Origin of the sequence: Halomonas sp. A11-A (assembly GCF_003182195.1) — a bacterium.
Lineage (GTDB): Bacteria > Pseudomonadota > Gammaproteobacteria > Pseudomonadales > Halomonadaceae > Halomonas > Halomonas alkalicola.
Genome location: NZ_QGTM01000004.1, coordinates 181,699 through 204,619 on the forward strand (window position 1 = coordinate 181,699; position 22,921 = coordinate 204,619).

Sequence of the window (22,921 nt, forward strand, 5' to 3'; positions counted from 1 at the left end):
TTCTTCGTCAGTCCCGGAAGACCCGCACGCCCAGGGCCTTGAGGTAGCTGGTCTCGGGGATCGCCGGGTGCACCGGGTGGTCCGGCCCCTGGTGGCCCTGAAAGAGGATCTGGCCGTGGCGGTCCTGGTGGCGCACGGCGCCGCGCACCACGTCCACCAGCCGCTCCGGCGCCAGGTGCATGGAGCACGACGCCGACAGCAGCAGCCCATCGCGGCCCAGCAGGCGCATCGCCTCGCGGTTGAGCTTGCCGTAGGCATGCTCACCGACGGGGATGTCCTTGCGCTTCTTGATGAAGGCCGGCGGGTCGAGGATCACCACGTCGAACTCCTCGCCCTCGGCCTTGAGCGCCGCCAGCACCTCGAAGGCATCGCCCTCGCCCACCGCCACCTGCTCGTGCAGGCCGTTGAGGACGGCGTTCTCGGCCACCCGCTCGAGCGCTGCGGCGGAAGAATCGACGCAGAGTACCTCGCGGGCGCCGTGGGCGGCGGCCTGCACGCCCCAGCCGCCCACGTAGCTGAACAGGTCCAGCACCCGCTTGCCGGCCACGTACTGGTTGAGCCAGGCGCGGTTGACGCGGTGGTCATAGAACCAGCCGGTCTTCTGGCCGTCGAGCACCGGAGCGGCGAAGCGCACGCCGTTCTCTTCCAGCAGCACGGGATCACCCACCTCGCCCTTGACCACCTCCACGCCGAGCTCGAGGCCCTCCTGACGGCGGCCGCTGGTGTCGTTGCGCAGCACCACCGTGGTCGGCGCGAGCACCTTGTCCAGGGCGTCGAGCAGCTCGGGCAGCACCGCCTGCATGCCGGCGGTGTTGAGCTGCACCACCAGGGTGTCGGCGAAGCGGTCGATCACCAGGCCCGGCAGCAGGTCCCCCTCGCCGTGCACCAGGCGGTAATAGGGCGCGGCGAAGAGGCGCTGGCGCAGGGCCAGGGCCTGGTTGAGGCGATGCACCAGCAGCGAGCGGTCGAGCCCCTGCTTGGGGTCCCGGGAGACCAGCCGCGCGCAGATCAGCGAGTTCGGGTTGACGTAGGCCACGCCCAGCGCCTTGCCGTTGGCGGCCTCCACCACCACCTGCTGGCCGGGCGCAAGGCCCTTGAGCGGGGTGGCCCCGGTGTCGATCTCGTTGGAGTAGAGCCACAGGTGGCCGGCCTTGAGGCGGCGGTCGGCGTGCTTGTTGAGGCGCAGGGAGGACAGGGTCATGGGAATCTCTCGAGAATCAGGACTGGCAGTGGGGACAGTAGACGCTGGCCCGCTGCCCTAGGGTGACGAGGCGCAGTTCGGCGCCGCACTGCCGGCAGGGCTGGCCGTGGCGGCCGTAGACGTTGAGGCGCTGCTTGAAGTAGCCCGGCTCGCCGGTGCCACTGACGAAGTCGCGCAGGGTGGTGCCTCCCTGGGTGATGGCGGCGGCCAGCACCTCCCGGGCGGCGGCGGCCAGGCGGTCGTAGCGCTCGCGGGAGATGCGCCCGGCGGCGCGGCGCGGGTCGATGCCGGCCATGAACAGCGCCTCGGAGGCGTAGATGTTGCCCACCCCCACCACCACAGCGTTGTCCATCAGGAAGGGCTTCACCGCCACCCGGCGCCCGCGGGAGAGCGCGAAGAGCCGCGCGCCGTCGAAGGCCTCCGACAGGGGCTCCGGCCCCAGGCGGGCCAGGCGCGGGTCCTGCTCGGGGGTGCCGGCGAGCCAGTCGACGAAGCCGAAGCGGCGCGGGTCGTGGTAGCGCAGCAGGGCGCCATCCTCGAGCACCAGGTCGACGTGGTCGTGCTTCCTGGGCAGCTCGCCGACCCGGGCGATACGCAAGCTGCCGGACATGCCCAGGTGCCACAGCAGGGTGCCGCCGGCCAGATTACCGCCCGCTGAATCGCCCCCGGCCAGCGGCACCAGCAGGTACTTGGCGCGCCGGGCAAGGGTCCCGATGCGCGCCCCCACCAAGCGCTCGGCCAGGTCGGCGGGCACCGGCAGCCTCAGCCGCGGCTGGCGCACGATGACCTCGGTGATCTCGCGCCCCTCCACGTGGGGGGCGATGCCGCGGCGGGTCGTCTCGACTTCGGGCAGTTCGGGCATGATGTATCGCTCGGCTCGGCCGCCTGGGGGCCTCCACAAGGGGGCTCTGCCAAGAGCCCTACAAACGCCTGAACCCGGCCAGTGGAGCCGGGTTCAGGGGGACAGGCAAGAACACCTGCGGAAGACGACCAAGGCTTACTTGATCTTGGCTTCCTTGTACATCACGTGCTTGCGGGCGACCGGATCAAACTTCTTGAACTCGAGCTTGTCCGGGGTGTTCCGCTTGTTCTTGTCGGTGGTGTAGAAGTGGCCGGTACCGGCACTGGACACCAGCTTGATCTTGTCACGCATGACTGCTGCTCCCTGAATGGATATCGCTTAGACGGCTTCGCCGCGCTTGCGGATGTCGCTGAGCACCGCGTCGATGCCCTTCTTGTCGATCACACGCATGCCCTTGGAGGAGACGCGCAGCTTGACGAAGCGGTTCTCGGACTCCACCCAGAAGCGATGGGTGTGCAGGTTCGGCAGGAACCGACGACGGGTCTTGCGCTGGGAGTGTGAAACGTTGTTACCAGTCACCGGGCGCTTGCCGGTAACCTGACATACTTTTGACATTGGAGCCTCCAACCGCTGGGCCAGGTGTTCGGCGCCTGATGCGCGAACCCTGAGTGTTCAAAACCTGTCGGGCAAACCGGGAGATCCCGTGAAATTTGACCCAAGGGAATTCAAAGGCTGCACTTTATACCAGAGACCGCCACGCCGGGCAAGCGCGCAGCGCAGATCCAGCAGGGCATAAGGTGGCGCCGCAACGGGGCGTGGCGCACGTGGCCAGCCGATGGCGGAGAGCATGCTTGCGACCCTGAATCCCGGACGTCAGATCGACGTCAAACCCAGGAACCGAGCGCAGCCGGGCGCGCAGTCTATCAAAGCGCCTGATAAAGCGCTAGAGCCACCCCCGCTCGGCAAAGGAGACCACCTCGCCATCCCCCACCACGAAGTGGTCCAGCACGCGGATCTCGAAGAGCCCCAGCGCCTCGCGCAGCCGATCGGTGATGCGCCGGTCGGCATCACTGGGCTCGGCCACCCCGGACGGGTGGTTGTGGGCGAAGATGATCGCCCCGGCCCCCAGCTCCAGGGCACGACGGGCCACCTCGCGGGGGTAGACCGAGGCGCTGTCCAGGGTGCCGCGGAACAGCGACTCATAGCGGATCACCCGGTGCTGGCTGTCGAGGAAGAGCGCGGCAAACTCCTCGTGGCCCAGGTGGCGTAGCTGCGAGGCCAGATAGCTGCGCACCAGGGTCGGCGAGGTGAGCGCCTCGCCCCGGGCCAGCTGGCTGGCCAGGTGGCGGCGCGACAGCTCCAGAGTGGCCTGCAGCTGCACAAACTTGGCGCTGCCCATGCCCCGGGCGGCGCAGAAGCGCTCGCGGTCCGCCTCCAGCAGCTGGCGCAGGCCGCCGAACTCCAGCAGCAGGTCGCGGGCCAGGTCCACCGCCGAGCGGCCGGGCAGCCCCACCCGCAGGAAGATCGCCAGCAGCTCGGCGTCCGACAGCGCCTCCGACCCCAGCGCCAGCAGCTTCTCCCGGGGGCGCTCCCCCTCCGGCCAGTCCCTGATCGACATCACCGCCTCCCTGCCCGTCGTCTTCTGCTCAGTGTAGCCACTCTCCGACAAGGTCTGCTCGTCTACGCAAGGTGGGGCGCCAGTGGTAAGGTAGGCGGCTGACATCACCGCCGGGAATCCGTCCATGTCATCGCCCTCCCGCCGCGTACTGCTCGGCATCAGCGCCGGCATCGCCGCCTACAAGAGCGCCGTGCTCGCCCGCCTGCTCAAGCAGGCCGGCTGCGAGGTGCGCGTCGTCATGACCGAGGGCGCCCAGGCCTTCATTACCCCGCTCACCCTGCAGGCGCTGACCGGCGAGCCGGTACGCACCTCGCTGCTCGACCCGGAAGCCGAAGCCGGCATGGGCCACATCGAGCTGGCCCGCTGGGCCGACACCATCCTGATCGCCCCCGCCACCGCCGACCTGATGGCACGGCTGGCCGCCGGCATGGCCGACGACCTGCTCACCACCCTGTGCCTGGCCAGCGAAGCCGAGAAGGTGATGGCCCCGGCCATGAATCAGGCGATGTGGCGCCACCCGGCGACGGCGCGCAACGCCGCCCGGCTCATGGAGGACGGCTGGCGCCTGCTGGGGCCTGCGAGCGGCGACCAGGCCTGCGGCGACGTGGGGCCCGGGCGCATGCTGGAGCCCGAGGCGATTCTCGCGGCGCTGCTGGACGCGAGCCAGGTGTCGAACACCGGCGACGCCCCGGCCGCGGGCATGGCCGTGACCATCACTGCCGGCCCCACCCGGGAGCCGCTGGACCCGGTGCGCTACCTCTCCAACCACAGCTCCGGCAAGATGGGCTACGCCCTGGCCGAGGCCGCCGCCGCCCTGGGCGCCCGGGTCACCCTGATAAGCGGCCCGGTCAGCCTGCCCTGCCCTGCGGGCGTGGCGCGGGTCGAGGTGGAGACGGCGCTCGAGATGCACGAGGCCGCGATGCGGCTGGCCGCGCAGAGCGATCTGTTCATCGGCTGCGCCGCGGTGGCCGACTACCGCGCCGAGCAGGCCGCCGAGCACAAGATCAAGAAGGTCGAGGGCGAGGAGGGGCTGACCCTGCGGCTGGTCAAGAACCCCGATATCATCGCCAGCGTGGCCGCCCTGCCGGAGGCCCGGCGCCCCTTCGTGGTGGGCTTCGCCGCCGAGACCCGTGACCTCGCGGCTTATGCCCGGGACAAGCTTACCCGCAAGAGGCTGGACATGATCGTGGCCAACGACGTCTCCCGCGAGGGGCTCGGCTTCGGCGCCGACGACAACGCCGCCCTGGTGCTGTGGCGGGAGGCGGCCCGGCAGGAGAAGGCGTCGCCGGAAGGCGACGCTCTCGCCGAGGAAGAGCTCGCACCCCAGACCAAGTCACGGCTCGCCATGGCGGTGATGCACCGCGCCCTCGCCTGCCTGCAGGCGCGCCGGCACCCCTGAATCCGACCCACGACCCTGGAATCTCCCGATGTCCGACACCCCCCGACCCGCCGCTCGGCCCCGCCTGGCCGTGAAGCTCCTCGACGAGCGCCTGCGCGACTATCTGCCCGGCTACGCCACCGACGGCTCCGCCGGCATGGACCTGCGCGCCCTGCTCGAGGCGCCCCTGACGCTGGCCCCCGGCCAGTGCGAGCTGGTGCGCACCGGGCTCGCCATCCATATCGCCGACCCCGGCCTTGCCGGCCTGATCCTGCCCCGCTCGGGGCTGGGCCACAAGCACGGCATCGTACTCGGCAACCTGGTCGGCCTGATCGACTCCGACTACCAGGGCGAGCTGATGATCTCGGTGTGGAACCGCGGCCAGGCCCCCTTCACCCTCGAGCCCTTCGAGCGACTGGCACAGTATGTGCTTGTTCCCGTGGTGCAGGCCGAGCTCGAACTGGTCGACGACTTCGACGCCAGCCGCCGCGGCAGCGGCGGCTTCGGCAGCTCGGGCCGCCACTGACATCCGCCCCGACGCGACCCACAGGACAAGGACACCCATGACAGACGAGACCCAGACCGTTCCCGCCTCCATCTTCCGCGCCTACGACATCCGCGGCATCGTCGATGACACCCTGACCGAGCCGACCGTCGAGGCAATCGGCCGCGCCATCGGCAGCGAGGCCGCCGCCCGCGGCGAGTCCACCGTGGTGGTGGCCCGCGACGGCCGCCTCTCCGGCCCGCGCCTCCAGGCGGCCCTGACCCGCGGCCTGAACGCCGCCGGCCGCGACGTCATCGACATCGGCATGGTGCCCACCCCGGTGCTCTACTTCGCCACCCACGTGCTGGACGGCACCGCCTCCGGCGTCATGGTCACCGGCAGCCACAACCCGCCGGACTACAACGGCTTCAAGATCGTGCTGGCCGGCGAGACCCTCTCCGGCGACGCCATCACCGCCCTGCATACGCGCATCACCACGGGCGACCTGACCGAGGGCACGGGCAGCGTGCGCGAGGTCGACGTGCGCAATGCCTACCTGGCGAGAATCCTCACCGACGTGCGCCTGGCGCGCCCGCTCAAGGCGGTGGTGGACTGCGGCAACGGCGTGGCCGGCGAGCTTGGCCCGCAGCTGATCGAGAAGCTCGGCGCCGAGACGCTGCCGCTGTTCGCCGAGATCGACGGCACCTTCCCCAACCACCATCCGGACCCGGGCAAGCCCGAGAACCTCCAGGACCTGATCCGCGTCGTGAAGGAGAGCGGCGCCGACATCGGCCTGGCCTTCGACGGCGACGGCGACCGCCTCGGCGTGATCACCCCCTCCGGCCGGCTGATCTACCCCGACCACCTGATGATGGCCTTCGCCGAGGACATGCTCGAGCGCAACCCGGGCGCCAAGGTGATCTTCGACGTCAAGTGCACCGGCAACCTGGCCCGGGTGATCGACGAGGCCGGCGGCGAGCCCGAGATGTGGCGCACCGGCCACTCGCTGATCAAGGCGCGCATGAAGGAGACCGGCGCGCAGCTTGCCGGCGAGATGAGCGGCCACATTTTCTTCAAGGAGCGCTGGTACGGCTTCGACGACGGCCTCTACGGCGCCGCCCGCCTGCTGGAGATCCTCTCCCGCCAGGACCTCGACGCCGACGCCTTCTTCAACCGCTACCCCCAGGACATCGGCACCCCGGAGATCAACGTCACCGTCACCGACGAGACCAAGTTCGACCTGGTGGCGCGCCTGGCCCGCGAGGGGGAGTTCGGCGAGGAGGGGGTGAAGACCACCCTGGACGGCATCCGCGTCGACTACCCGGACGGCTGGGGCCTGTGCCGCGCCTCCAACACCACGCCGGTGCTGGTACTGCGCTTCGAGGGCAAGAGCGAGACGGCGCTCGAGCGCATCAAGGCGCAGTTCGCCGCCGCCCTGGCCAGGGTCGCCCCCGAACTGGACGTGGCGCTCTGAGCCCAAGGGATTGATGACCCGCCGCCGCGCCAGCGGTGGCTCCGCCAAGATCAAGAGCAAGAGCAAGAGAAGGGAACCCGCAATGACCGAACAGACCCGCGACCCGCGCCTGGTAGTGGAAGTGCTCTCCGAGGCGCTGCCCTATATCCAGCGCTTCACCGGCAAGACCGTGGTGGTGAAGTACGGCGGCAACGCCATGACCGAGGACACCCTGATCGACTCCTTCGCCCGCAACATGGTGCTGATGAAGGAGGTGGGCATCAATCCGGTGGTGGTTCACGGCGGCGGCCCGCAGATCGGCGACCTGCTCAGGAAGCTCAACATCGAGTCGCGCTTCGTCAACGGCATGCGGGTCACCGACGCCGAGACCATGGACGTGGTGGAGATGGTGCTGGGCGGCCTGGTCAACAAGGGCATCGTCAACCTGATCAACCAGTGCGGCGGCAAGGCGATCGGCCTCACCGGCAAGGACGGCAGCCAGATCCGCGCCCGCCAGCTCAAGGTGGAGCACCAGACCCCGGAGATGACCGTCCCCGAGATCATCGACATCGGCCACGTCGGCGAGGTGGAGCACATCTCCACCGACCTGATCGAGATGCTCGCCGAGCGCGACTTCATCCCGGTGATCGCCCCTATCGGCGTCGATGCCGAGGGCCACAGCTACAACATCAACGCCGACCTGGTGGCCGGCAAGGTGGCCGAGGCGCTGGGCGCCGAGAAGCTGATGCTGCTGACCAACGTGGCCGGCCTGATGAACGCCGAGGGCGAGGTGCTCACCGGGCTGACCACCGCCCAGGTCGACGAGCTGATCGCCGACGGCACCATCCACGGCGGCATGCTGCCCAAGATCCGCTGCGCCCTGGAGGCGGTGAAGGGCGGCGTGAAGAGTGCCCATATCATCGACGGCCGGGTGCCCCACGCCACCCTGCTGGAGATCTTCACCAACGCCGGGGTCGGCACCCTGATCACCGACACCGCCACGGACGCGTGACGCACCGACCGCGAGCCTGGCGTCTCGCTTTGCGCGATGCCGGGTCCGCGGCTAGCATGAGTCGACCATCAGAAAAGAAAAGAACACCATGACGCAGGCAACCCCCACACCCAGCCGCCGCGAGCAGATCCTGCAGGCGCTGGCCCTGATGCTGGAGGAGGACAGCGGCAAGCGCATCACCGTGGCCGCCCTGGCGAAGCAGGTCGGCGTCTCCGAGGCCGCCCTCTACCGCCACTTCCCCAGCAAGGCGCGCATGTTCGAGGGGCTCATCGAGTTCATCGAGGAGACGCTCTTCGCGCGGATCACCCGCATCCTCGAGGAGAGCCCGGAGGCGCTGCCGCGCTGCGGGGCGCTGCTCACCCTGCTGCTGGCCTTCGCCGAGAAGAACCCCGGGCTCTCCCGGCTGCTCGACGGCGGCGTGCTCACCGGCGAGACCGCGCGCCTGCGCCTTCGCATCCACCAGCTCTTCGAGCGGCTCGAGACCCAGCTCAAGCAGGTGCTGCGCGAGGCGGAGCTGCGCGAGGGGCGCCGCCTCTGCCTGCCCGCCTCCGCCGCCGCCAACCTGCTGCTGGCCGCCGCCGAGGGGCGCATCAGCCAGTACGTGAGAAGCGACTTCAAGCGCCGCCCCACCGAGCACTGGGAGGCACAGTGGGTGCTGCTCTCGGCCCAGCTGCTGCGCGAGAGCCCGCAGCCAGCGTAGCCGGTCCCTCTCCCGTCAATGAATAACCCCCGCCGGACTCTCATCCGACGGGGGTTACTGTTAGGTTCTTCGCGAGGCTTGAGACGACTGGTGGGAGATCGGCTCCGCCGGGCGAATGGCGCCGCAGGCGCCCCGGCGGTGTTGCCGGCGTTGGCGCATGCCGCCAGGAGCCCTTCGGTCTCCATTCGCCGGGCGGAGCCCAGCTCCCACAAAACCCAGCTCCCACCTCCACTCGCCAGGCAAAGCCCAGTTCCCACAAAACCCCGCTCAGGCCGCCAGGGCGTCACCGATCTGCTGACGGATCTTCTTCATGGCGTTCTTCTCGAGCTGGCGGATGCGCTCGGCGGAGACGCCGTAGACGTCGGCCAGCTCGTGCAGGGTGGCCTTCTCGTCGGCCAGCCAGCGGCGCTGCAGGATGTCCCGGGAGCGCTCGTCGAGGGCCTCCATGGCCTGCTGCAGACGGTGGGTGGCATCGTCCTCCCAGTCGCTCTCCTCGAGCCGGACGGCCGGGTCGGCAGAGGCATCCTCGAGGTAGTGCACCGGCGCCTGCCAGCTGCTCTCCTCGTCCTCGCCCGGGGCGGCATCGAAGCCGGCATCATGGGCGGAGAGGCGGCCCTCCATGTCGCGCACCACCTCGGGCTTGACGTCGAGGTCCCGGGCGATGGCGTCGACCTCGTCGCCGCTCAGCCAGGCCAGGCGCTTCTTGGCGCTGCGCAGGTTGAAGAACAGCTTGCGCTGGGCCTTGGTGGTGGCGATCTTCACGATGCGCCAGTTGCGCAGCACGAACTCGTGGATCTCCGCCTTGATCCAGTGCACAGCGAAGGAGACCAGGCGCACGCCCTGGTTGGGATCGAAGCGCTTGACCGCCTTCATCAGGCCGACATTGCCCTCCTGGATCAGGTCCGCTTGGGGCAGGCCGTAGCCGGAATAGCTGCGGGCGATATGCACGACGAAGCGCAGGTGGGACAGGACCAGGCGGCGTGCCGCCTCCAGGTCGCCCTCATCATGCAGGCGGTAAGCCAGCTCGCTCTCCTCCTCGGCGGTCAGCAGCGGGATGCTGCGGACGGCCTGGAGGTAGCCGTTGAGGTCGTGCCCCGGGGAGAGATGGCCCACCGGAAGAAGACTAGTGCTCATATGCAGGATGCCTCCTTGTCAGCCCAGAAGTTTATCAACCCAGACGTGCATTGGCGCTCAACTGCATCAGACGCCGGAAACAGGGAAATGTTCCATGAAACCACGCCAGAGGCGTGGTTTCCAGGTGCCTGGCGGCCTGATCGCGAGCCTCGTGCCGCTACCGCGGTTTGACCTCGGCGAGATGGCGACTCACCGCGATCCAGGCGCCCACCCAGCCCAGTAGTATACTACAGCCCACCAGAATTGTGGAACCGGCGGCGCCCAGCCGCGGCAGGCTGAACGTGGCGCCGTAGCTGGCCGCCAGGGCCGAGACGGGAGCGGCCAGCCATTCGCTGCCGAGCGACAACAGCCCCCAGGCCAGCAGGCCGCCGCCGAGCCCGTACCAGGCCCCGCTGTAGAGGAAGGGCCGGCGCACGAAGGCGTGGGTGGCGCCGATCAGGGTCACCACCTCGATCTCCTTGCGGCGGTTCTCCACCGCCAGGCGGATGGTGTTGCCCACCACCAGCAGCACCCCGCTGCCGAACAGCACCGCCAGGGCCAGGGCGACGCGGCGCCCCAGCTCGGCCAGGTGGCGCAGCCGCTCGATCCAGGCCAGGTCCAGGCGCACCTCCTCGACCCCCGTCATCACCTCGAGTTCCCCGGCCAGGGCGCGCACCGCCTCCGGGGAGGGGTCCCGCGGGGTCACCACCACGCTGGCCGGCAGCGGGTTCTCCTCCAGGCGCCCCAGGGCGTCGGCCAGCCCCAGCGCCTGCTGGAACTCCGCCATGCCCTCGGCCGCGGTGATCAGCCGGGTGCGACCGACCCCCTCGTTGGCGGCCAGCGCCTCCTCGACCCGCTCGGCCTGGGCCTCGTCCACGTGGTGGGCCAGGTAGACGGTCAGGGTGGCGCTCTCGGTCAGCTCGGCGTCCAGCAGCCGGGCGCCGTCCAGGGTCAGCCACAGCGCTGCCGGCAGCACCAGGGCGATGGCGATGGCCAGCATGGTCACCAGGCTGCCGATGGGCGCCTTCAGCAGCCGCCAGGCGCTGTCCAGGGCCATGGCCCGATGGTGGCGCAGCCAGCCGCGCAGGCGGCTCGACGACCGGGTGCGGTGGGTACGCGCCCCGCGAGGCGGCGGCGGGGCGGGACGGCGGCTCATGCGGCCTCCTGGTCGGCCACCAGCCGGCCCTCGTGCAGGCGCAGGATGCGGTGGCGCAGCCGGGCAATCAGCGCCAGGTCGTGGCTGGCGATCATCACCGTGGTGCCGATGCGGTTGAAGTCCTCGAACAGCCCCATGATGTCGGCGGAGAGCTGGGGGTCGAGGTTGCCGGTGGGCTCGTCGGCCAGCAGCAGGGCCGGCTTGTTGACCACCGCCCGGGCGATGCCCACCCGCTGCTGCTCGCCGCCGGAGAGCTCGATGGGCAGGGCCTTCTCGCGATGCAGCAGCCCCACCTTGTCCAGCGCCGCCCGCACCCGCCGCGCCGCCTCCCGGGGCTCCACGCCCTGGATCTCCAGGGGCAGCGCCACGTTGTGGAAGATCGAGCGGTCGTGGAGCAGCTGGTGGTCCTGGAAGACCACGCCGATCTGGCGCCGGTAGAAGGGCACCTGGCTGGCGTGGAGCCGGTCGATGTCATGGCCCGCCACCAGGATGCGACCCCGGGAGGGGCGCTCCAGGCGCATGATCAGCCGCAGCAGGGAGCTCTTGCCGGCCCCGGAGTGGCCGGTCAGGAACACCATCTCGCCGCGGCGCACGCGGAAATCGAGGTTGGCGAGCGCCTCGAAGCGCCCGCCGTAACGCTTGCCCACGTGCTCGAAGACGATCATTGCGCGGCGTCGTTCCCGTCCCGGTCGAACAGGGCGTCGACGAATTCGCCGGCCGCGAAGGGCCGCAGGTCATCCAGCGACTCGCCGACGCCGATGAAGCGGATGGGGGTGCCGAGCTGCTTGGCCAGGGCGAAGATGATGCCGCCCTTGGCGGTGCCGTCGAGCTTGGTCAGGGTCACCCCGGTGATCGGCACCGCCTCGTTGAAGGTGCTGGCCTGGGAGAGGGCGTTCTGGCCGGTGCCGGCGTCGAGCACCAGCATCACCTCGTGGGGGGCGGTGGCGTCCACCTTGCCCATCACCCGATGCACCTTCTTGAGCTCCTCCATCAGGTGGGCCTTGTTGTGCAGGCGACCGGCGGTGTCGGCGATCAGTACGTCGACGCCCCGCGCCTTGGCGGCAGCCACGGCGTCGAAGATCACCGAAGCGCTGTCGGCCCCGGTGTGCTGGGCGATCACCGGCACCTTGTTGCGCTCGCCCCACACCTTGAGCTGCTCCACCGCGGCGGCGCGGAAGGTGTCGCCGGCGGCCAGCATCACGCTGCGGCCCTCGCGCTGGAAGCGCTGGGTAAGCTTGCCGATGGTGGTGGTCTTGCCGACGCCATTGACGCCCACCACCAGAATCACGAAGGGCCCTTCGCCCTTGGGCGGCAGGGTCAGCGGCTGGCTGACCGGCTCCAGCATGGCGGCCAGCTCCTCCTGCAGGGCGCGATAGAGCGCCTCGCTGTCCTGGAGCTCCTTGCGGGTGACCCGCGCGGTGAGGCGGTCGATGATCTCGGTAGTGGCCTCGATGCCCACATCCGCCAGCAGCAGCTGGGTCTCGAGGTCCTCCATCAGGTCGTCGTCGATCTGCTTCTTGCCGAGGAACAGATCCGCCAGGCCGTCGGTGAGGTTGGCGCGGGTCTTGCCGAGGCCCGCCTTGATGCGCGCGAACCAGCCCTTCTTCTCGCCGGCCTGGGGCTTCTCCTGCAGCGCGGCGGGGGCATGAACAGGAGCAGGCTCGGGCTCGGGCTCGGGCTCGGGCTCGGGCTCGGGCTCGGGCTCGGGCTCGGGCTCGGGCTCGGGCTCGGGCTCGGGCTCGGGCTCGGGCTCGGCAGCAGGCTGCGCGATCACCTCATCGGGCTCAATGGCAGGGGCCTCGGCGGCGGCTTCCACCGGCTCGGCCGATGCGGAAGCCTCCCGGGTCTCGAGCGCCTCGACCCTGTCGGCCTCCTCGACGACAGGCTCGGGGGCCGACTCGACTGCCGGCTCGGCCTCCGGTTCCGGTGCGGAAGCCGACTCGGGCTCGGGGCGCGTCTCCTCGGCAGGCGCTTCTTCGGCAGGCGCCTCCTCGACGGAGTGCTCTTCTACGAGGGGCTCCGCCAGCTCGACGCTCTCGGGCTCGGCGCGGACCTCGGACTCTGCCGCGGCCTCGGGCTCCTCGGTCGCCTCGGCGACCGGTTCCAGGCGCTCCTGCTCTTCGCGGGTCGCCTCGTGCTCCTGCTGCTTCTTCTTGCGCTTGAAAAAACCGAACATGGACAGAATCAGCCTCGCGGGTGAACGAATCGCCACATCCTACCACCGCCCACCATGACTGTGGATAAGCCCCCGGGTACAATCCCCGCCATGACACGACGCCCATCACGCCCCCGCCGCTCCGGCAGGCCCACCGGCGGCCAGCCAGGCGGCAAGAGCGCCGGCCGCCGGGACGCCGGCCGCCTGAGGATCATCGGCGGCGACTACCGCCGCCGGCTGCTGCCGGTGCTCGACAGCCCCGGCCTGCGCCCCACCCCGGACCGGGTCCGCGAGACCCTCTTCAACTGGCTCGCCGCCGCCCTGCCCGGCGCCCGGGTGCTGGACCTCTTCGCCGGCACCGGGGCGCTGGGCCTGGAGGCGCTCTCCCGCGGCGCCAACGACGCCACCTTCGTGGAGCGCGACGCCCGGGTGGCCGGGCAGCTCGGCGAGAATCTGGCGACCCTGGGCGCCGTGGAGCGAGGCCGGGTCATCACCGCCGACGCCACCGCCTTCCTGGCCGGGCCGCCGACGCCCTGCTCGCTGGTGTTTCTCGACCCGCCCTTTCGCCAGGGGCTCGCCGAGCCCTGTTGTGCGGCCCTGGAGGCAGGCTGGCTTGCGGAGGAGGCCTTCATCTACCTGGAGTGCGAGGCGGACCTGACGCCGGCGGTGCCGGCCACCTGGCGGCTGCACCGCGAGGTCCGCGCCGGCGACAGCCACGGGCGGCTCTATCGACGAGACTCGTCGCCGCAAGACGACGCTTGCTGAGTCCCGGGCGCGGCGTTACGCTGCTGCCCATTCATCCCGCCATCAAGCAACCTCGCCCCGCCCCGGGGCACCGGCTCGGCCTCGAGGACTGTTCAAGCAGGATCGGTCACAAGGACCGTTTCGAAGGGCCATCCCGGAAGGACATCAGGAGAACAGCATGAGCATCGAACTCTTCAACCGCCTCGAGCAGAAGGTCACCAGCGCCGTGGAGGCCCTGGAGCTGCTGAAGATGGAAGCCGAGGAGCTGCGCGAGGAAAACGCCCGCCTGAAGCAGGAGCGCGAGGAGTGGGAGCGCCGCCTGACCGGCGTGCTGGGCAAGCTCGACGAGATCGAGTCCAGCGAACCCCAGAGCGCCTGAGCGCCTTCAGCCGGCGCTGAGCGTTAGCGACATCAGCAGCGCATCCTCTCGCGCCGCATCCGCCGCCCCGGCCTGCCGGGGCGGCGTCGTTTCCGGGCCTGGAAGCGACGCAGGCTGCGCTGCAGGTCGCGGCGGGTAGTAGCCGCGACGCACGCCGTCGTCGGTGAACCCCGCGGCTCGATAGAGGGCGATGGCAGGCGCATTGCCCGCCCGCACCTCCAGCAGCAGCCGCTCGCTGCCCCAGTCACGGGCCTGGTCGACCACCACATTGAGCAGCTTTCGCGCGAGGCCCTGTCCGCGCCGGGCCTCGTCCACCAGGAGCGCCTGCAGCTCCGCCTCGAAGGGCAGCCGGACCACCGCCGCGTAGGCCGCAAGCTCATCTCCACCCGCCTGACCCTCGCCGACCATCAGGCCATACACCGCCGTGGCGGGGTCCGCCAGGGCCGCCGCCAGCTGGGCCTCGGAGCCCCCCATCGGCCAGCCGCTGGCCTCTTCGAGCGCCGCCACGGACGGAAGGTCCGCCTCCGTCAGGCGCACCAGCACCGGCTTTCTCGCGGGTGACCTAGTGCTCACCCGGCGCCGCCTCTGTCGATTCCCAGGCTCGCCCCCAGGCCAGCAGCTGCGGCAGCAGCGCCCGCTTGGCCTCGGCGCTCTCGGCCAGCTCCGCGAGCGCCGGCCCCTGCCAGGCAGGCAGCGCCAGCGGCGGGCAGCGCCCGTCCTCCAGCGCTAGCACCTCGCCGAGCGTCGCCTCCTCGCCGAACAGCAGCAGGCGCTCGGGCGACCAGCCTCGCCGGCGCGCGCCGGCGACAAAGGCCTGCAGCCCCTCGCGGGCCTCCTCCATGGGCTCGTGCACCGTCAGCCCCTCCTCCAGCGGCCAGCGGAAGGGCTGGAAGACCGGCAGCGGCGAGGCGATCCCGGCGGCGCGCAGCAGGTTGCCCAGCAGCTGAAGCTCGGCGCGCCCGGGCGGCCGCTCGCCGGCCAGCAGCAGCAGCCAGCGCCCCTCCAGGCAGGCCACCTGGAAGGCGAAGCGCAGCGGCTCCCGGGGGGCCAACGGCTCGGCGGGCACGGCCTCAACGGGCGCGGCCACTTCCTCCGCCGGGGGCGGCTCGAGCAGCGCCCTGGCCATGCCGGGGCGTGGCGGGCGCGCCGCCCGCGGCGGTTCCGGCTCGGCCGGGCGCGTCGGGGCCGCCTCGCGGGCCTCATCCAGCAGCGCGTGCAGGCGCTCCCCGGGGGCCTCGGCGGGGGGCGCCTCGGGCAGCTCCCATTCGCAGGCCGGGGTCGGGCGGGCATTGGACAGCGCATAGCGCGCCACCCAGGCCGTCAGCCCCATGGCCTCCAGGTACTGGAGGCGCTGCGGCTCGGTGGTCACGACTTACTGCCACCCCGACAGTCGGGGGAATCGGGCCGGCTCTGGCCGCTGGCCTGCCATTCGGCGGGGGTGTAGAGGTGCAGCGCCAGGGCGTGGACCGGGCCGGCCAGCTCATCGGCTAGCAGGGCATAGACCTGCTGGTGGCGCTTGACCGGCATCAGCCCCTCGAGGCGCTCGGAGACGAGGGTGACCTTGAAGTGGGTCTCGGAGTTGGGCGGCACGTTGTGCCGATGGCTCTCGTTCTCCACCGCCAGAAAGACGGGCGCGAGGGCCTGCAACTTCTCTTCGATGGTGGCCTGAATACTCATGGCGGCTTCCCCGGACTGAGTGAAAATGGAGGATGGACAGGTGAAGTGAAGGCCCCATTGTACCCGCTCTGCCGAGCGGTAACGATGCAGCTCACCGACACTGCTCGGGGCTGATCCGGCGGCAGGCCTCCGAGGAGGCGCTGTGAATACCTCCCTGTACGCTACCGACGCCATCCATGGCGTAGGACCTCCTCTTCGGCCTACCCCCGGCGCCCCTCAAGGCGGTTTGCCTCATTGGAAAGCCGTCGCTCACGCTGGGCGGCGCCGGCCAGCGGCACCCGGGCCAGGCTCGCGCCCAGCGCCAGCAAGGTGGCCAGGGCGCCGAGCCAGAGCGTCGCCTGCAGCGGCATGCCGGTGGCCAGGAAGGCGCCCACCAGGGCGACCCCCAGCGACTGCCCCACGGTGCGCGAGGTGCTCATGATGCCGGAGGCGTTGGCACTGCGCTCCCGGGGCACGGTGCTCATCAGCTCGCGGTTGTTGGGCGGCTGGAAGAGCCCGAAGCCGACCCCGCACAGCAGCATCCGCCACAGCACCGCAACCACCCCCGCCTCGGCGGGAAGGCGCGCTAGCAGCACGAGCCCCGCCAGCATGAGGGCGAGCCCGGCGCTGGGGAGCAGGCTGGGGTTCAGGCGATCGGCCAGGCGCCCGGCGCGCGGCCCCACCAGCATGATGGCCAGCGGCCAGGGGGTGAAGAGCCAGGCGGTCTCCAGGGGCGTGAAGCCCATCTCGCTCTGGAACAGAAAGGAGAGCGCCACGAAGGCGAGCCCCTGGCCCACGAAGGTGGTGCCCTGGGCCACCAGCGCCAGGCTGAAGCGCGGCTCACTGAAGATCGAGAGCGGCATCAGCGGATGGCGGGCGCGCCGCTGGCGGCGCAGGAAGAGCAGCGCGGCCGCCACGCTCAGCGCCAACCAGGCGGCCACCTGCCCCGCCGGCATGCCGTGGCCGACGCCATCCATGGCCAGGAAGAAGCCGCACAGCATGGCCACCGAGAGCAGCGCCCCGGCCAGGTCAAAGCCGCCGCGGCGGCCCGCCTCCCGCGGCAGCGCCTTCCAGGCCAGCACCACGGCCACCGCCCCCAGCGGCAGGTGCAGGGCGAACAGCCAGGGCCAGTCGACCACCGAGAGCAGCACGCCGCCGATGGCCGGCCCCGCCGCGTAGCCGCCGGCCACCACCATGGCCGAGAGCCCCAGCGCCGAGCCCAGCAGGCGCGAGGGGAAGATGGAGCGGTAGAGCGAGGGCCCGATGGAGAGGGTCGCCGCCGCCCCCAGCCCCTGCAGGGCGCGGAACGCCAGCAGCGTCTCCAGACTGGTGGAGAGTGCGCAGCCCACGGAGGCCAGGGTGAAGATGCCCACCCCGGCCACGTAGATCCGCCGCCGGCTGACCAGCTCGCTGAGCGCGGCGAAGACCAGCAGGAAGGCGGCACAGCTGATCTGGAAGAGGTTGGTGACCCACACCGCCCGGGAGGCGGGCACCTCGAGCCCCGCCGCGATGGAGGGCAGCGCGATGTTGATCATGGTGGTATCCACCACCGCCATCAGGGTGCCGAGGATCAGCGCCAGCACGGCCAGGCGCCGCTCGGGCCCCGGCAGGCCATCGTCGCCGGGGCGGGACTCAAAGAGTCGGCTCATTCCATCTTCCATCGGGGGTCAACACGAAGAAACCGGCCGGAGCCGGTTTCATGGTGCCAGGTTTCGGACAGAGCCTAGTCCTGGTCGACGTCCATCAGCAGCGAGTCGTCGACCTCGGAGATCTCGAGGGCCGCCTCGTCGTCGAGGTCGATGGCCAGGTAGCTGTGCTCCACCTGCAGGAAGCGCTGGAACAGCGGCCAGTCGATGGTCTCGGGCCACTGGCGCTCGTCCTCTTCCCAGGCACGCAGCTCCGTCTCGAGGATCTCGAGGTAGCGCTCGCGCACGAAGCCCTCCAGGGCCTCCGGGGTGTCCATCTCGGGAATCAGATAGACCGTGCTTTCGCGCTCGACGTCGGCCAGGGCGATGTCGTCATCCCCCATCGTCGGCTCAAGGGCATTGATCCAGTCCACGAAATGCTGGGTAGGGCGGACGCTCAGGGCAGAGCGGTTGAGCAGTTTCATGGTGGTCTCCTCGACGTCGAAACGATGTCCATTATGGGTGCTGGCCGCGGGGTTTACCAATGCTTCCCGCCTCTTCCCGATGGCTGGCGTCATGGCCCCCTGGGGCCACGACGCTTGGGCGACTGGTAGGAGGCTTGGGGCGACTGGTGAGAGGCTTGGGCGACTGGTGGGAGATCGGCTCCGCTCGTAAGGCTTGAGACGACTGGTGGGAGATCGGCTCCGTTCGTAAGGCTTGAGACGACTGGTGGGAGATCGGCTCTGCCGGGCGAATGGCGCCGCAGGCGCCCCGGCGGTGTTGCTAGCGTTGGCGCATGCCGCCAGGAGCCCTTCGGTCTCCATTCGCCGGGCGGAGCCCAGCTCCCACAAAACCCCGGCGCCCTTCCCACAAAACCCGGCACCCTTCCCACAAAAAACCGGCGCCCCTCATGCCCGGCAACCGGCAGGCACTCCTTACTCCACCTCCGGCCTCATCGCGGGGAACAGCAACACATCGCGGATCGAGGCGCTGTCGGTCAACAGCATCACCAGGCGGTCGATGCCGATGCCCTCGCCCGCGGTGGGCGGCAGGCCGACCTCCAGGGCGCGCACGTAGTCGGCATCAAAGTACATCGCCTCGTCGTCGCCGGCCTCCTTCTCCGCCACCTGCTCGCGGAAGCGCTCGGCCTGGTCCTCGGCGTCGTTGAGCTCCGAGAAGCCGTTGGCGATCTCGCGGCCGCCGACGAAGAACTCGAAGCGCTCGGTGACGAAGGGGTTAGCATCCTTGCGCCGCGCCAGGGGGCTCACCTCGGTGGGGTACTCGGTCACGAAGGTGGGCTGCTTGAGGCGGTGCTCCACGGTCTTCTCGAAGATCTCGATCTGGATCTTGCCCAGGCCCCAGCCATCCTTGACGTCGATGTCCAGGCGCTCGGCGATCTGGCGGGCGGCGGCCTCGTCGGCCAGCGCCTCGGCGTGGATGTCCGGGTTGTACTCGAGGATCGAGTCGAACACGGTGATGCGCTTCAGCGGGCTGCCGAAATCGTACTCGTAGTGCTCGAGCACCTCGCCTTCGCTATTGCGCACGGTGTTGACCACGGTGGTGGTACCCAGCACCTCCTGGGTGATCGCGCGCAGCATCTCCTCGGTGAGATCCATCAGGTCGTGGTAGTCCGCGTAGGCCTGGTAGAACTCGATCATGGTGAACTCGGGGTTGTGCCGAGTGGAGAGCCCTTCGTTGCGGAAGTTGCGGTTGATCTCGAAGACCTTCTCGAAGCCCCCCACCACCAGGCGCTTGAGATAGAGCTCAGGCGCGATGCGCAGGAACATGTCGATATCCAGCGCGTTGTGGTGAGTCTTGAAGGGGCGCGCGGTGGCGCCGCCGGGGATCGCCTGCAGCATGGGGGTCTCGACCTCCATGTAGCCGCGCGCCTCGAAGAAGCGGCGCATGGCGCTGATCACCCCGGCGCGGGTCTCGAACACCTGGCGCGAGTCCGGGTTCATGATCAGGTCCACGTAGCGCTGGCGGTAGCGCGCCTCGAGATCGGTGAGGCCGTGGAACTTGTCCGGCAGCGGGCGCAGGCTCTTGGTGAGCAGCTTCGCCTCCACCATCATCACGTAGAGGTCGCCCTTGCCGGACTTGTGCACCGGCCCGCGCGCCGCGACGATGTCGCCGATATCCCAGCCCTTGATCTCCTCGAGGGTCTCCGCCGGCAGGCCCTTCTTGTCGACGTAGAGCTGGATCTGGCCGCTGACGTCCTGGATGACGACGAAGGGCCCGCGCTTGCGCATGATGCGTCCGGCCACGCTGGCCTGGCGCTCCAGCGCCTCCAGCTCGTCCTTCTCCTTGTCGCCCAGCTCAGCGATCAGCTCGGCGGCATGGCTATCGCGACGGAAGTCGTTGGGGAAGGCGCTCTCGCCGCGCTCGGCGGCACGCTCACGGCGCGCGGCCAGCTTGGCACGGCGCTCGGCGATCAGGCGGTTCTCGTCCTGCTGCGGGGAGGGGCTCTCGTTGGCCATTTCGCTACCTGTCATCAAATTGGGCTGGGGCGGGAAAACGGTGGCGGGACGGGCACATTCACGGCGAGGCCCATCGCCCCGCCGTGAACGGCAGGGCTATAGGCCCTGTTTGAGGCTGGCGACGATGAACTGGTCCAGGTCGCCGTCCAGCACCTTGTCGCAGTTGCTGGTCTGCACACCGGTACGCAGGTCCTTGATGCGCTGGTCGTCCAGCACGTAGGAGCGGATCTGGCTGCCCCAGCCGATATCGGCCTTGGAGTCCTCCGCCTCCTGCTTGGCGGCGTTGCGCTTCTCCATCTCGTGCTCCCACAGCCTCGCCTTGAGCTGCTTCATGGCGAAGTCGCGGTTGGCGTGCTGGCTGCGCTGGCTCTGGCAGGCCACCACGATGCCGGTGGGCTCGTGGGTGATCCGCACCGCCGAGTCGGTGGTGTTGACGTGCTGGCCGCCGGCGCCGCTGGAGCGGTAGGTATCGACGCGCAGGTCCGCCGGGTTGATCTCGACCTCGAAGCTGTCGTCGATCTCCGGTGACAGGAACACCGAGCAGAAGGAGGTGTGGCGGCGGCCGCCGGAATCGAACGGGCTCTTGCGCACCAGGCGGTGCACGCCGGTCTCGGTGCGCAGCCAGCCGAAGGCGTGGTCGCCCTGGATATGCACCGTGGCCGACTTGATGCCCGCCACCTCGCCGGCGGAGAGCTCGGTGATCTCGGCCTTGAAGCCATGATGCTCGGCCCAGCGCAGGTACATGCGCAGCAGCATGTTGGCCCAGTCCTGGGCCTCGGTGCCGCCGGAACCCGACTGGATATCCAGGTAGGCGTTGTTGGCATCCATCTCGCCGGAGAACATGCGACGGAACTCGAGCTTCTCGAGGCTCGCCTGCATGCCGTCGAGCTCCTTCTGGACCTCGTCGGCCGTGGCCTGATCCTCCTCCATCTCGGCGAGCTCCAGCAGGTCACGGCTGTCCGCCAGGCCCTGCTCCAGCTCGTCGATGGTCTCGACGATCAGCTCCAGCGAGGCGCGCTCCTTGCCGAGTTTCTGGGCATAGTCCGGATCGTTCCAGATGCCCGGGTCCTCGAGCTCCCGGGAGACTTCCTCTAGCCGGTCTTTCTTCTCGGCATAGTCAAAGATACCCCCTCAGGACATCTGTCCGCTCAGACAGGTCCTTGATGAGGTTGTGGATGGGGTTGGTTTCCAGCATGGCTCACTCGCCTGAATCTGCAGTGGAAAAGCGGCCGCCGCGGTGCGGCATCGCGCCTGGGCCGCGGCGGCTCGGAAAAGTCGTCCATTGTAGCGAACCTGACGCCACCCCGCATCCGCCGCGGCGCGGCTTCCGGGCCTGCCCCAAGCCCAGACGCGGGAAACCCGGCCGAAGCCGGGTTTCCTTGGTTTCGCTTGGCTGGGTATCGCTCAGAAGCGGTAGGACAGCTGGGCGCCGAAGCCATGGGCCTCATTCTTGTAGTCGGCGGAGTAGGTGGAGGTAACATTCGGAACGGGCAGGGTCTCGTGATCCTGCCGACTCTGATCAACCTGAGTGCCCCGCTCGGTCAGGTAGGAGTAGGCAAAGTCCAGGGTCAGATCATCGGTGGGGCTCCAGCCCGCACCGATGGAGAAGATACGGCGATCATCGGACGGAATCCGCGCACTGCGGAATCGGTCGCTGGTCGGCGTGAAGTCCAGGGTAATACCGGCGCGCAGCGCCAGCTGCGGATTGAGCTGATACTCGCCGCCCAGTGAATAAGCCCAAGCATTTGAGTAACTTTGCGGCTCTTCTGTAATCACTTCCCCATTATTAGGATCTATCACACGAATTTGTTCAAACTGGCTCCAACGTGTCCATGACGCGCCGGCCATCAGCTTCAGGCGATCTGTCATCTGCTGGGTAGCAGAGAAGTTGACGGTCTCTGGTGTAGTCAGATCCAGCTTAGCGTCTCTTTGAAGCCTTTCTGGTGCTTGCAAATCAAGCAGCCCTGTAGGATCAGTGGCTCGATAGTCACCGGTAAGGGTATAGCTGACTTTGGACCGATAGGTCAGTCCCAGCGTAGTCTCGGGCACAGGCTGGAACATCACGCCCAGATTATAACCCCATCCATCATCGTCACCTTCGATCCTTGCATCAAGGTCAGCATCGGGGCTACCGGCTACAAAGGGATTGGCCACCTGTCGATGCAGCTCCCCATCTACCCGGTTATAGGTGATGCCCGCACCAATCGCCCACTGCTCATTGAAGCGGTAGGAGACCGTCGGCTGGGCGCTGATCACCCTCAGCTCGGTATAGTTGCCAAGATTGCTCCCGATAAAGCCATCCTCGTAGTCGGTCTTGGAGCCAAAGGGCGCGTAGACGCCGAAGCCGAAGGCCAGCCGCTCATTCACCGGCTGAGCATAAAAGGCAAAAGGCACCAGGGTACCGGGCACGATATCCCCATCTGAAGAGCCCGTAATGTTTTGCGAAAATGGCTGCGGGCTCTCACCTGAAAGGTCAACACCAGTGCGGCTTGCAGAGGCATTTTTAATATCCCTAGCGTCTCCCCACTTTTCCACAGGCGGTGCTGTAACTGCCTGAATAGCGTTGAAAATTTCAGTGCTATCAACGAGATCGGGGCTTTCCCGCCGGTATCATGTTGTTACTCCTAACACCATGAACCAAAAGGAAAACCCCGATGCTTCAAGATGCCAAAGACCGCGCCAAATGGAAAGCTCGCCTGATCGACTGGTGTGACGACCTGTCGGATCACCTCGCTCGGCCCGTCGTGAAGCTGGCGGCAGAAACGCTTTTTGGCATCCTGGCCAGCGGTAGTTTGCGCCAGGCCGAGATCGCCCGCGCCTTGAAGGAACCCTGTCGGCTGCACCACACGCAGAAGCGGTTGTCGCGCATGCTGTCCCGGCACAGCGAGCTTGCCTGGGCCGCGGAGCAACTGCAGCTCCAGCGGATCACGCCCTACATCACCGATGACATGGTGCTGGCCATCGATCC

General features: G+C 69.0%; 25 protein-coding genes. 8 read left to right on the forward strand and 17 right to left on the reverse strand.

The window, feature by feature from the left end; all coding sequences use genetic code 11:
* Window positions 1-7: 7 nt before the first annotated feature.
* From DER72_RS05305 to radC, 5 genes are all read right to left on the reverse strand, one after another.
* On the reverse strand, window positions 8-1,201 hold the full coding sequence (locus tag DER72_RS05305) for a class I SAM-dependent rRNA methyltransferase (RefSeq protein WP_110068952.1): 1,194 nt from the start codon (window positions 1,199-1,201) through the stop codon (window positions 8-10).
* Between the two features lie 16 nt (window positions 1,202-1,217).
* Entirely contained in the window at window positions 1,218-2,063 is an 846-nt protein-coding gene (gene mutM, locus DER72_RS05310) for a bifunctional DNA-formamidopyrimidine glycosylase/DNA-(apurinic or apyrimidinic site) lyase (RefSeq protein ID WP_110068953.1), read from the reverse strand.
* 135 nt (window positions 2,064-2,198) lie between these two features.
* On the reverse strand, window positions 2,199-2,354 hold the full coding sequence (gene rpmG / locus DER72_RS05315; protein WP_110068954.1) for a 50S ribosomal protein L33: 156 nt from the start codon (window positions 2,352-2,354) through the stop codon (window positions 2,199-2,201).
* A gap of 27 nt (window positions 2,355-2,381) precedes the next feature.
* The gene (gene rpmB, locus DER72_RS05320) at window positions 2,382-2,618 is read right to left on the reverse strand and encodes a 50S ribosomal protein L28 (protein WP_110068955.1); all 237 of its coding nucleotides are present in this window, start codon (window positions 2,616-2,618) and stop codon (window positions 2,382-2,384) included.
* A 328-nt stretch (window positions 2,619-2,946) separates the two neighbouring features.
* Window positions 2,947-3,621, reverse strand: coding sequence for a DNA repair protein RadC (gene radC, locus DER72_RS05325; RefSeq protein ID WP_110068956.1), 675 nt, complete (start codon window positions 3,619-3,621; stop codon window positions 2,947-2,949).
* Between the two features lie 124 nt (window positions 3,622-3,745).
* Between radC and coaBC the strand changes: the two genes are divergently transcribed.
* The 5 genes from coaBC (at window position 3,746) to slmA (ending at window position 8,648) form a co-directional block, all read left to right on the forward strand.
* Window positions 3,746-5,020, forward strand: a complete 1,275-nt coding sequence (coaBC, locus tag DER72_RS05330) for a bifunctional phosphopantothenoylcysteine decarboxylase/phosphopantothenate--cysteine ligase CoaBC (RefSeq protein WP_110068957.1) — start codon at window positions 3,746-3,748, stop codon at window positions 5,018-5,020.
* 28 nt (window positions 5,021-5,048) lie between these two features.
* The gene (gene dut, locus DER72_RS05335; RefSeq protein WP_110068958.1) at window positions 5,049-5,525 is read left to right on the forward strand and encodes a dUTP diphosphatase; all 477 of its coding nucleotides are present in this window, start codon (window positions 5,049-5,051) and stop codon (window positions 5,523-5,525) included.
* Window positions 5,526-5,562: 37 nt separating this feature from the next.
* Entirely contained in the window at window positions 5,563-6,957 is a 1,395-nt protein-coding gene (locus tag DER72_RS05340) for a phosphomannomutase/phosphoglucomutase (RefSeq protein WP_110068959.1), read from the forward strand.
* A gap of 82 nt (window positions 6,958-7,039) precedes the next feature.
* Window positions 7,040-7,948: an acetylglutamate kinase gene (argB, locus tag DER72_RS05345; RefSeq protein WP_110068960.1), complete on the forward strand. Its 909-nt coding sequence runs from the start codon at window positions 7,040-7,042 to the stop codon at window positions 7,946-7,948.
* 88 nt (window positions 7,949-8,036) lie between these two features.
* Entirely contained in the window at window positions 8,037-8,648 is a 612-nt protein-coding gene (slmA, locus tag DER72_RS05350) for a nucleoid occlusion factor SlmA (protein WP_110068961.1), read from the forward strand.
* 267 nt (window positions 8,649-8,915) lie between these two features.
* Here the strand turns inward: slmA and rpoH are convergent, their stop codons facing one another.
* The 4 genes from rpoH to ftsY form a co-directional block, all read right to left on the reverse strand.
* Window positions 8,916-9,782 carry an RNA polymerase sigma factor RpoH gene (gene rpoH, locus DER72_RS05355; RefSeq protein ID WP_110068962.1) on the reverse strand — a complete coding sequence of 289 codons (867 nt, stop codon included), beginning with the start codon at window positions 9,780-9,782 and terminating at the stop codon, window positions 8,916-8,918.
* A 157-nt stretch (window positions 9,783-9,939) separates the two neighbouring features.
* Window positions 9,940-10,917 (reverse strand): permease-like cell division protein FtsX, encoded by a 978-nt coding sequence (gene ftsX, locus DER72_RS05360; protein WP_110068963.1) that lies wholly within the window; start codon window positions 10,915-10,917, stop codon window positions 9,940-9,942.
* The gene (ftsE, locus tag DER72_RS05365; RefSeq protein ID WP_110068964.1) at window positions 10,914-11,582 is read right to left on the reverse strand and encodes a cell division ATP-binding protein FtsE; all 669 of its coding nucleotides are present in this window, start codon (window positions 11,580-11,582) and stop codon (window positions 10,914-10,916) included. The genes ftsX and ftsE overlap by 4 nt, the downstream gene beginning before the upstream one ends.
* Complete coding sequence (gene ftsY, locus DER72_RS05370) at window positions 11,579-13,093, reverse strand: signal recognition particle-docking protein FtsY (protein ID WP_110068965.1); 1,515 nt, start codon at window positions 13,091-13,093, stop codon at window positions 11,579-11,581. The genes ftsE and ftsY overlap by 4 nt, the downstream gene beginning before the upstream one ends.
* Window positions 13,094-13,183: 90 nt before the next feature.
* Between ftsY and rsmD the strand changes: the two genes are divergently transcribed.
* Together rsmD and DER72_RS05380 are read left to right on the forward strand one after the other, a co-directional pair.
* A complete protein-coding gene (rsmD, locus tag DER72_RS05375) occupies window positions 13,184-13,837 on the forward strand; it encodes a 16S rRNA (guanine(966)-N(2))-methyltransferase RsmD (protein ID WP_110068966.1) in 654 nt (217 codons plus the stop codon).
* Window positions 13,838-13,994: 157 nt separating this feature from the next.
* Window positions 13,995-14,195, forward strand: a complete 201-nt coding sequence (locus tag DER72_RS05380; RefSeq protein WP_110068967.1) for a cell division protein ZapB — start codon at window positions 13,995-13,997, stop codon at window positions 14,193-14,195.
* Between the two features lie 6 nt (window positions 14,196-14,201).
* Here the strand turns inward: DER72_RS05380 and DER72_RS05385 are convergent, their stop codons facing one another.
* From DER72_RS05385 to DER72_RS05420, 8 genes are all read right to left on the reverse strand, one after another.
* Window positions 14,202-14,768, reverse strand: a complete 567-nt coding sequence (locus DER72_RS05385) for a GNAT family N-acetyltransferase (RefSeq protein ID WP_258306207.1) — start codon at window positions 14,766-14,768, stop codon at window positions 14,202-14,204.
* Entirely contained in the window at window positions 14,758-15,564 is an 807-nt protein-coding gene (locus DER72_RS05390; protein ID WP_110068968.1) for a hypothetical protein, read from the reverse strand. Before DER72_RS05390 ends, DER72_RS05385 begins: the two co-directional genes overlap by 11 nt.
* The gene (locus DER72_RS05395) at window positions 15,561-15,872 is read right to left on the reverse strand and encodes a BolA family transcriptional regulator (RefSeq protein ID WP_110068969.1); all 312 of its coding nucleotides are present in this window, start codon (window positions 15,870-15,872) and stop codon (window positions 15,561-15,563) included. Before DER72_RS05395 ends, DER72_RS05390 begins: the two co-directional genes overlap by 4 nt.
* A 200-nt stretch (window positions 15,873-16,072) precedes the next feature.
* Window positions 16,073-17,500, reverse strand: coding sequence for an MFS transporter (locus DER72_RS05400; RefSeq protein WP_110068970.1), 1,428 nt, complete (start codon window positions 17,498-17,500; stop codon window positions 16,073-16,075).
* A gap of 74 nt (window positions 17,501-17,574) precedes the next feature.
* Window positions 17,575-17,961, reverse strand: coding sequence for a hypothetical protein (locus DER72_RS05405; protein ID WP_110068971.1), 387 nt, complete (start codon window positions 17,959-17,961; stop codon window positions 17,575-17,577).
* A gap of 450 nt (window positions 17,962-18,411) precedes the next feature.
* Entirely contained in the window at window positions 18,412-19,953 is a 1,542-nt protein-coding gene (gene lysS, locus DER72_RS05410) for a lysine--tRNA ligase (protein WP_110068972.1), read from the reverse strand.
* A gap of 96 nt (window positions 19,954-20,049) precedes the next feature.
* Window positions 20,050-21,148, reverse strand: a protein-coding gene (gene prfB / locus DER72_RS05415; RefSeq protein ID WP_110068973.1) for a peptide chain release factor 2 whose coding sequence is annotated in 2 segments (ribosomal slippage) — window positions 20,050-21,072 and window positions 21,074-21,148 — 1,098 coding nt in all. Because the reading frame shifts where the segments join, the coding sequence is not laid out codon by codon here.
* A gap of 209 nt (window positions 21,149-21,357) precedes the next feature.
* Complete coding sequence (locus DER72_RS05420; RefSeq protein WP_375153261.1) at window positions 21,358-22,488, reverse strand: OmpP1/FadL family transporter; 1,131 nt, start codon at window positions 22,486-22,488, stop codon at window positions 21,358-21,360.
* A gap of 119 nt (window positions 22,489-22,607) precedes the next feature.
* Between DER72_RS05420 and DER72_RS05425 the strand changes: the two genes are divergently transcribed.
* The coding region (locus tag DER72_RS05425; RefSeq protein WP_146209034.1) for a hypothetical protein at window positions 22,608-22,921 on the forward strand (314 nt) is incomplete at its 3' end.

Excerpts from the sequence above, each read along its gene's own strand:
- DER72_RS05305 (WP_110068952.1), bottom strand. The coding sequence starts at position 1,201 with ATGACCCTGTCCTCCCTGCGCCTCAACAAGCACGCCGACCGCCGCCTC.
- mutM (WP_110068953.1), bottom strand. The coding sequence starts at position 2,063 with ATGCCCGAACTGCCCGAAGTCGAGACGACCCGCCGCGGCATCGCCCCC.
- rpmG (WP_110068954.1), bottom strand. The coding sequence starts at position 2,354 with ATGCGTGACAAGATCAAGCTGGTGTCCAGTGCCGGTACCGGCCACTTC.
- rpmB (WP_110068955.1), bottom strand. The coding sequence starts at position 2,618 with ATGTCAAAAGTATGTCAGGTTACCGGCAAGCGCCCGGTGACTGGTAAC.
- radC (WP_110068956.1), bottom strand. The coding sequence starts at position 3,621 with ATGTCGATCAGGGACTGGCCGGAGGGGGAGCGCCCCCGGGAGAAGCTG.
- coaBC (WP_110068957.1), top strand. The coding sequence starts at position 3,746 with ATGTCATCGCCCTCCCGCCGCGTACTGCTCGGCATCAGCGCCGGCATC.
- dut (WP_110068958.1), top strand. The coding sequence starts at position 5,049 with ATGTCCGACACCCCCCGACCCGCCGCTCGGCCCCGCCTGGCCGTGAAG.
- DER72_RS05340 (WP_110068959.1), top strand. The coding sequence starts at position 5,563 with ATGACAGACGAGACCCAGACCGTTCCCGCCTCCATCTTCCGCGCCTAC.
- argB (WP_110068960.1), top strand. The coding sequence starts at position 7,040 with ATGACCGAACAGACCCGCGACCCGCGCCTGGTAGTGGAAGTGCTCTCC.
- slmA (WP_110068961.1), top strand. The coding sequence starts at position 8,037 with ATGACGCAGGCAACCCCCACACCCAGCCGCCGCGAGCAGATCCTGCAG.
- rpoH (WP_110068962.1), bottom strand. The coding sequence starts at position 9,782 with ATGAGCACTAGTCTTCTTCCGGTGGGCCATCTCTCCCCGGGGCACGAC.
- ftsX (WP_110068963.1), bottom strand. The coding sequence starts at position 10,917 with ATGAGCCGCCGTCCCGCCCCGCCGCCGCCTCGCGGGGCGCGTACCCAC.
- ftsE (WP_110068964.1), bottom strand. The coding sequence starts at position 11,582 with ATGATCGTCTTCGAGCACGTGGGCAAGCGTTACGGCGGGCGCTTCGAG.
- ftsY (WP_110068965.1), bottom strand. The coding sequence starts at position 13,093 with ATGTTCGGTTTTTTCAAGCGCAAGAAGAAGCAGCAGGAGCACGAGGCG.
- rsmD (WP_110068966.1), top strand. The coding sequence starts at position 13,184 with ATGACACGACGCCCATCACGCCCCCGCCGCTCCGGCAGGCCCACCGGC.
- DER72_RS05380 (WP_110068967.1), top strand. The coding sequence starts at position 13,995 with ATGAGCATCGAACTCTTCAACCGCCTCGAGCAGAAGGTCACCAGCGCC.
- DER72_RS05395 (WP_110068969.1), bottom strand. The coding sequence starts at position 15,872 with ATGAGTATTCAGGCCACCATCGAAGAGAAGTTGCAGGCCCTCGCGCCC.
- DER72_RS05400 (WP_110068970.1), bottom strand. The coding sequence starts at position 17,500 with ATGAGCCGACTCTTTGAGTCCCGCCCCGGCGACGATGGCCTGCCGGGG.
- DER72_RS05405 (WP_110068971.1), bottom strand. The coding sequence starts at position 17,961 with ATGAAACTGCTCAACCGCTCTGCCCTGAGCGTCCGCCCTACCCAGCAT.
- lysS (WP_110068972.1), bottom strand. The coding sequence starts at position 19,953 with ATGGCCAACGAGAGCCCCTCCCCGCAGCAGGACGAGAACCGCCTGATC.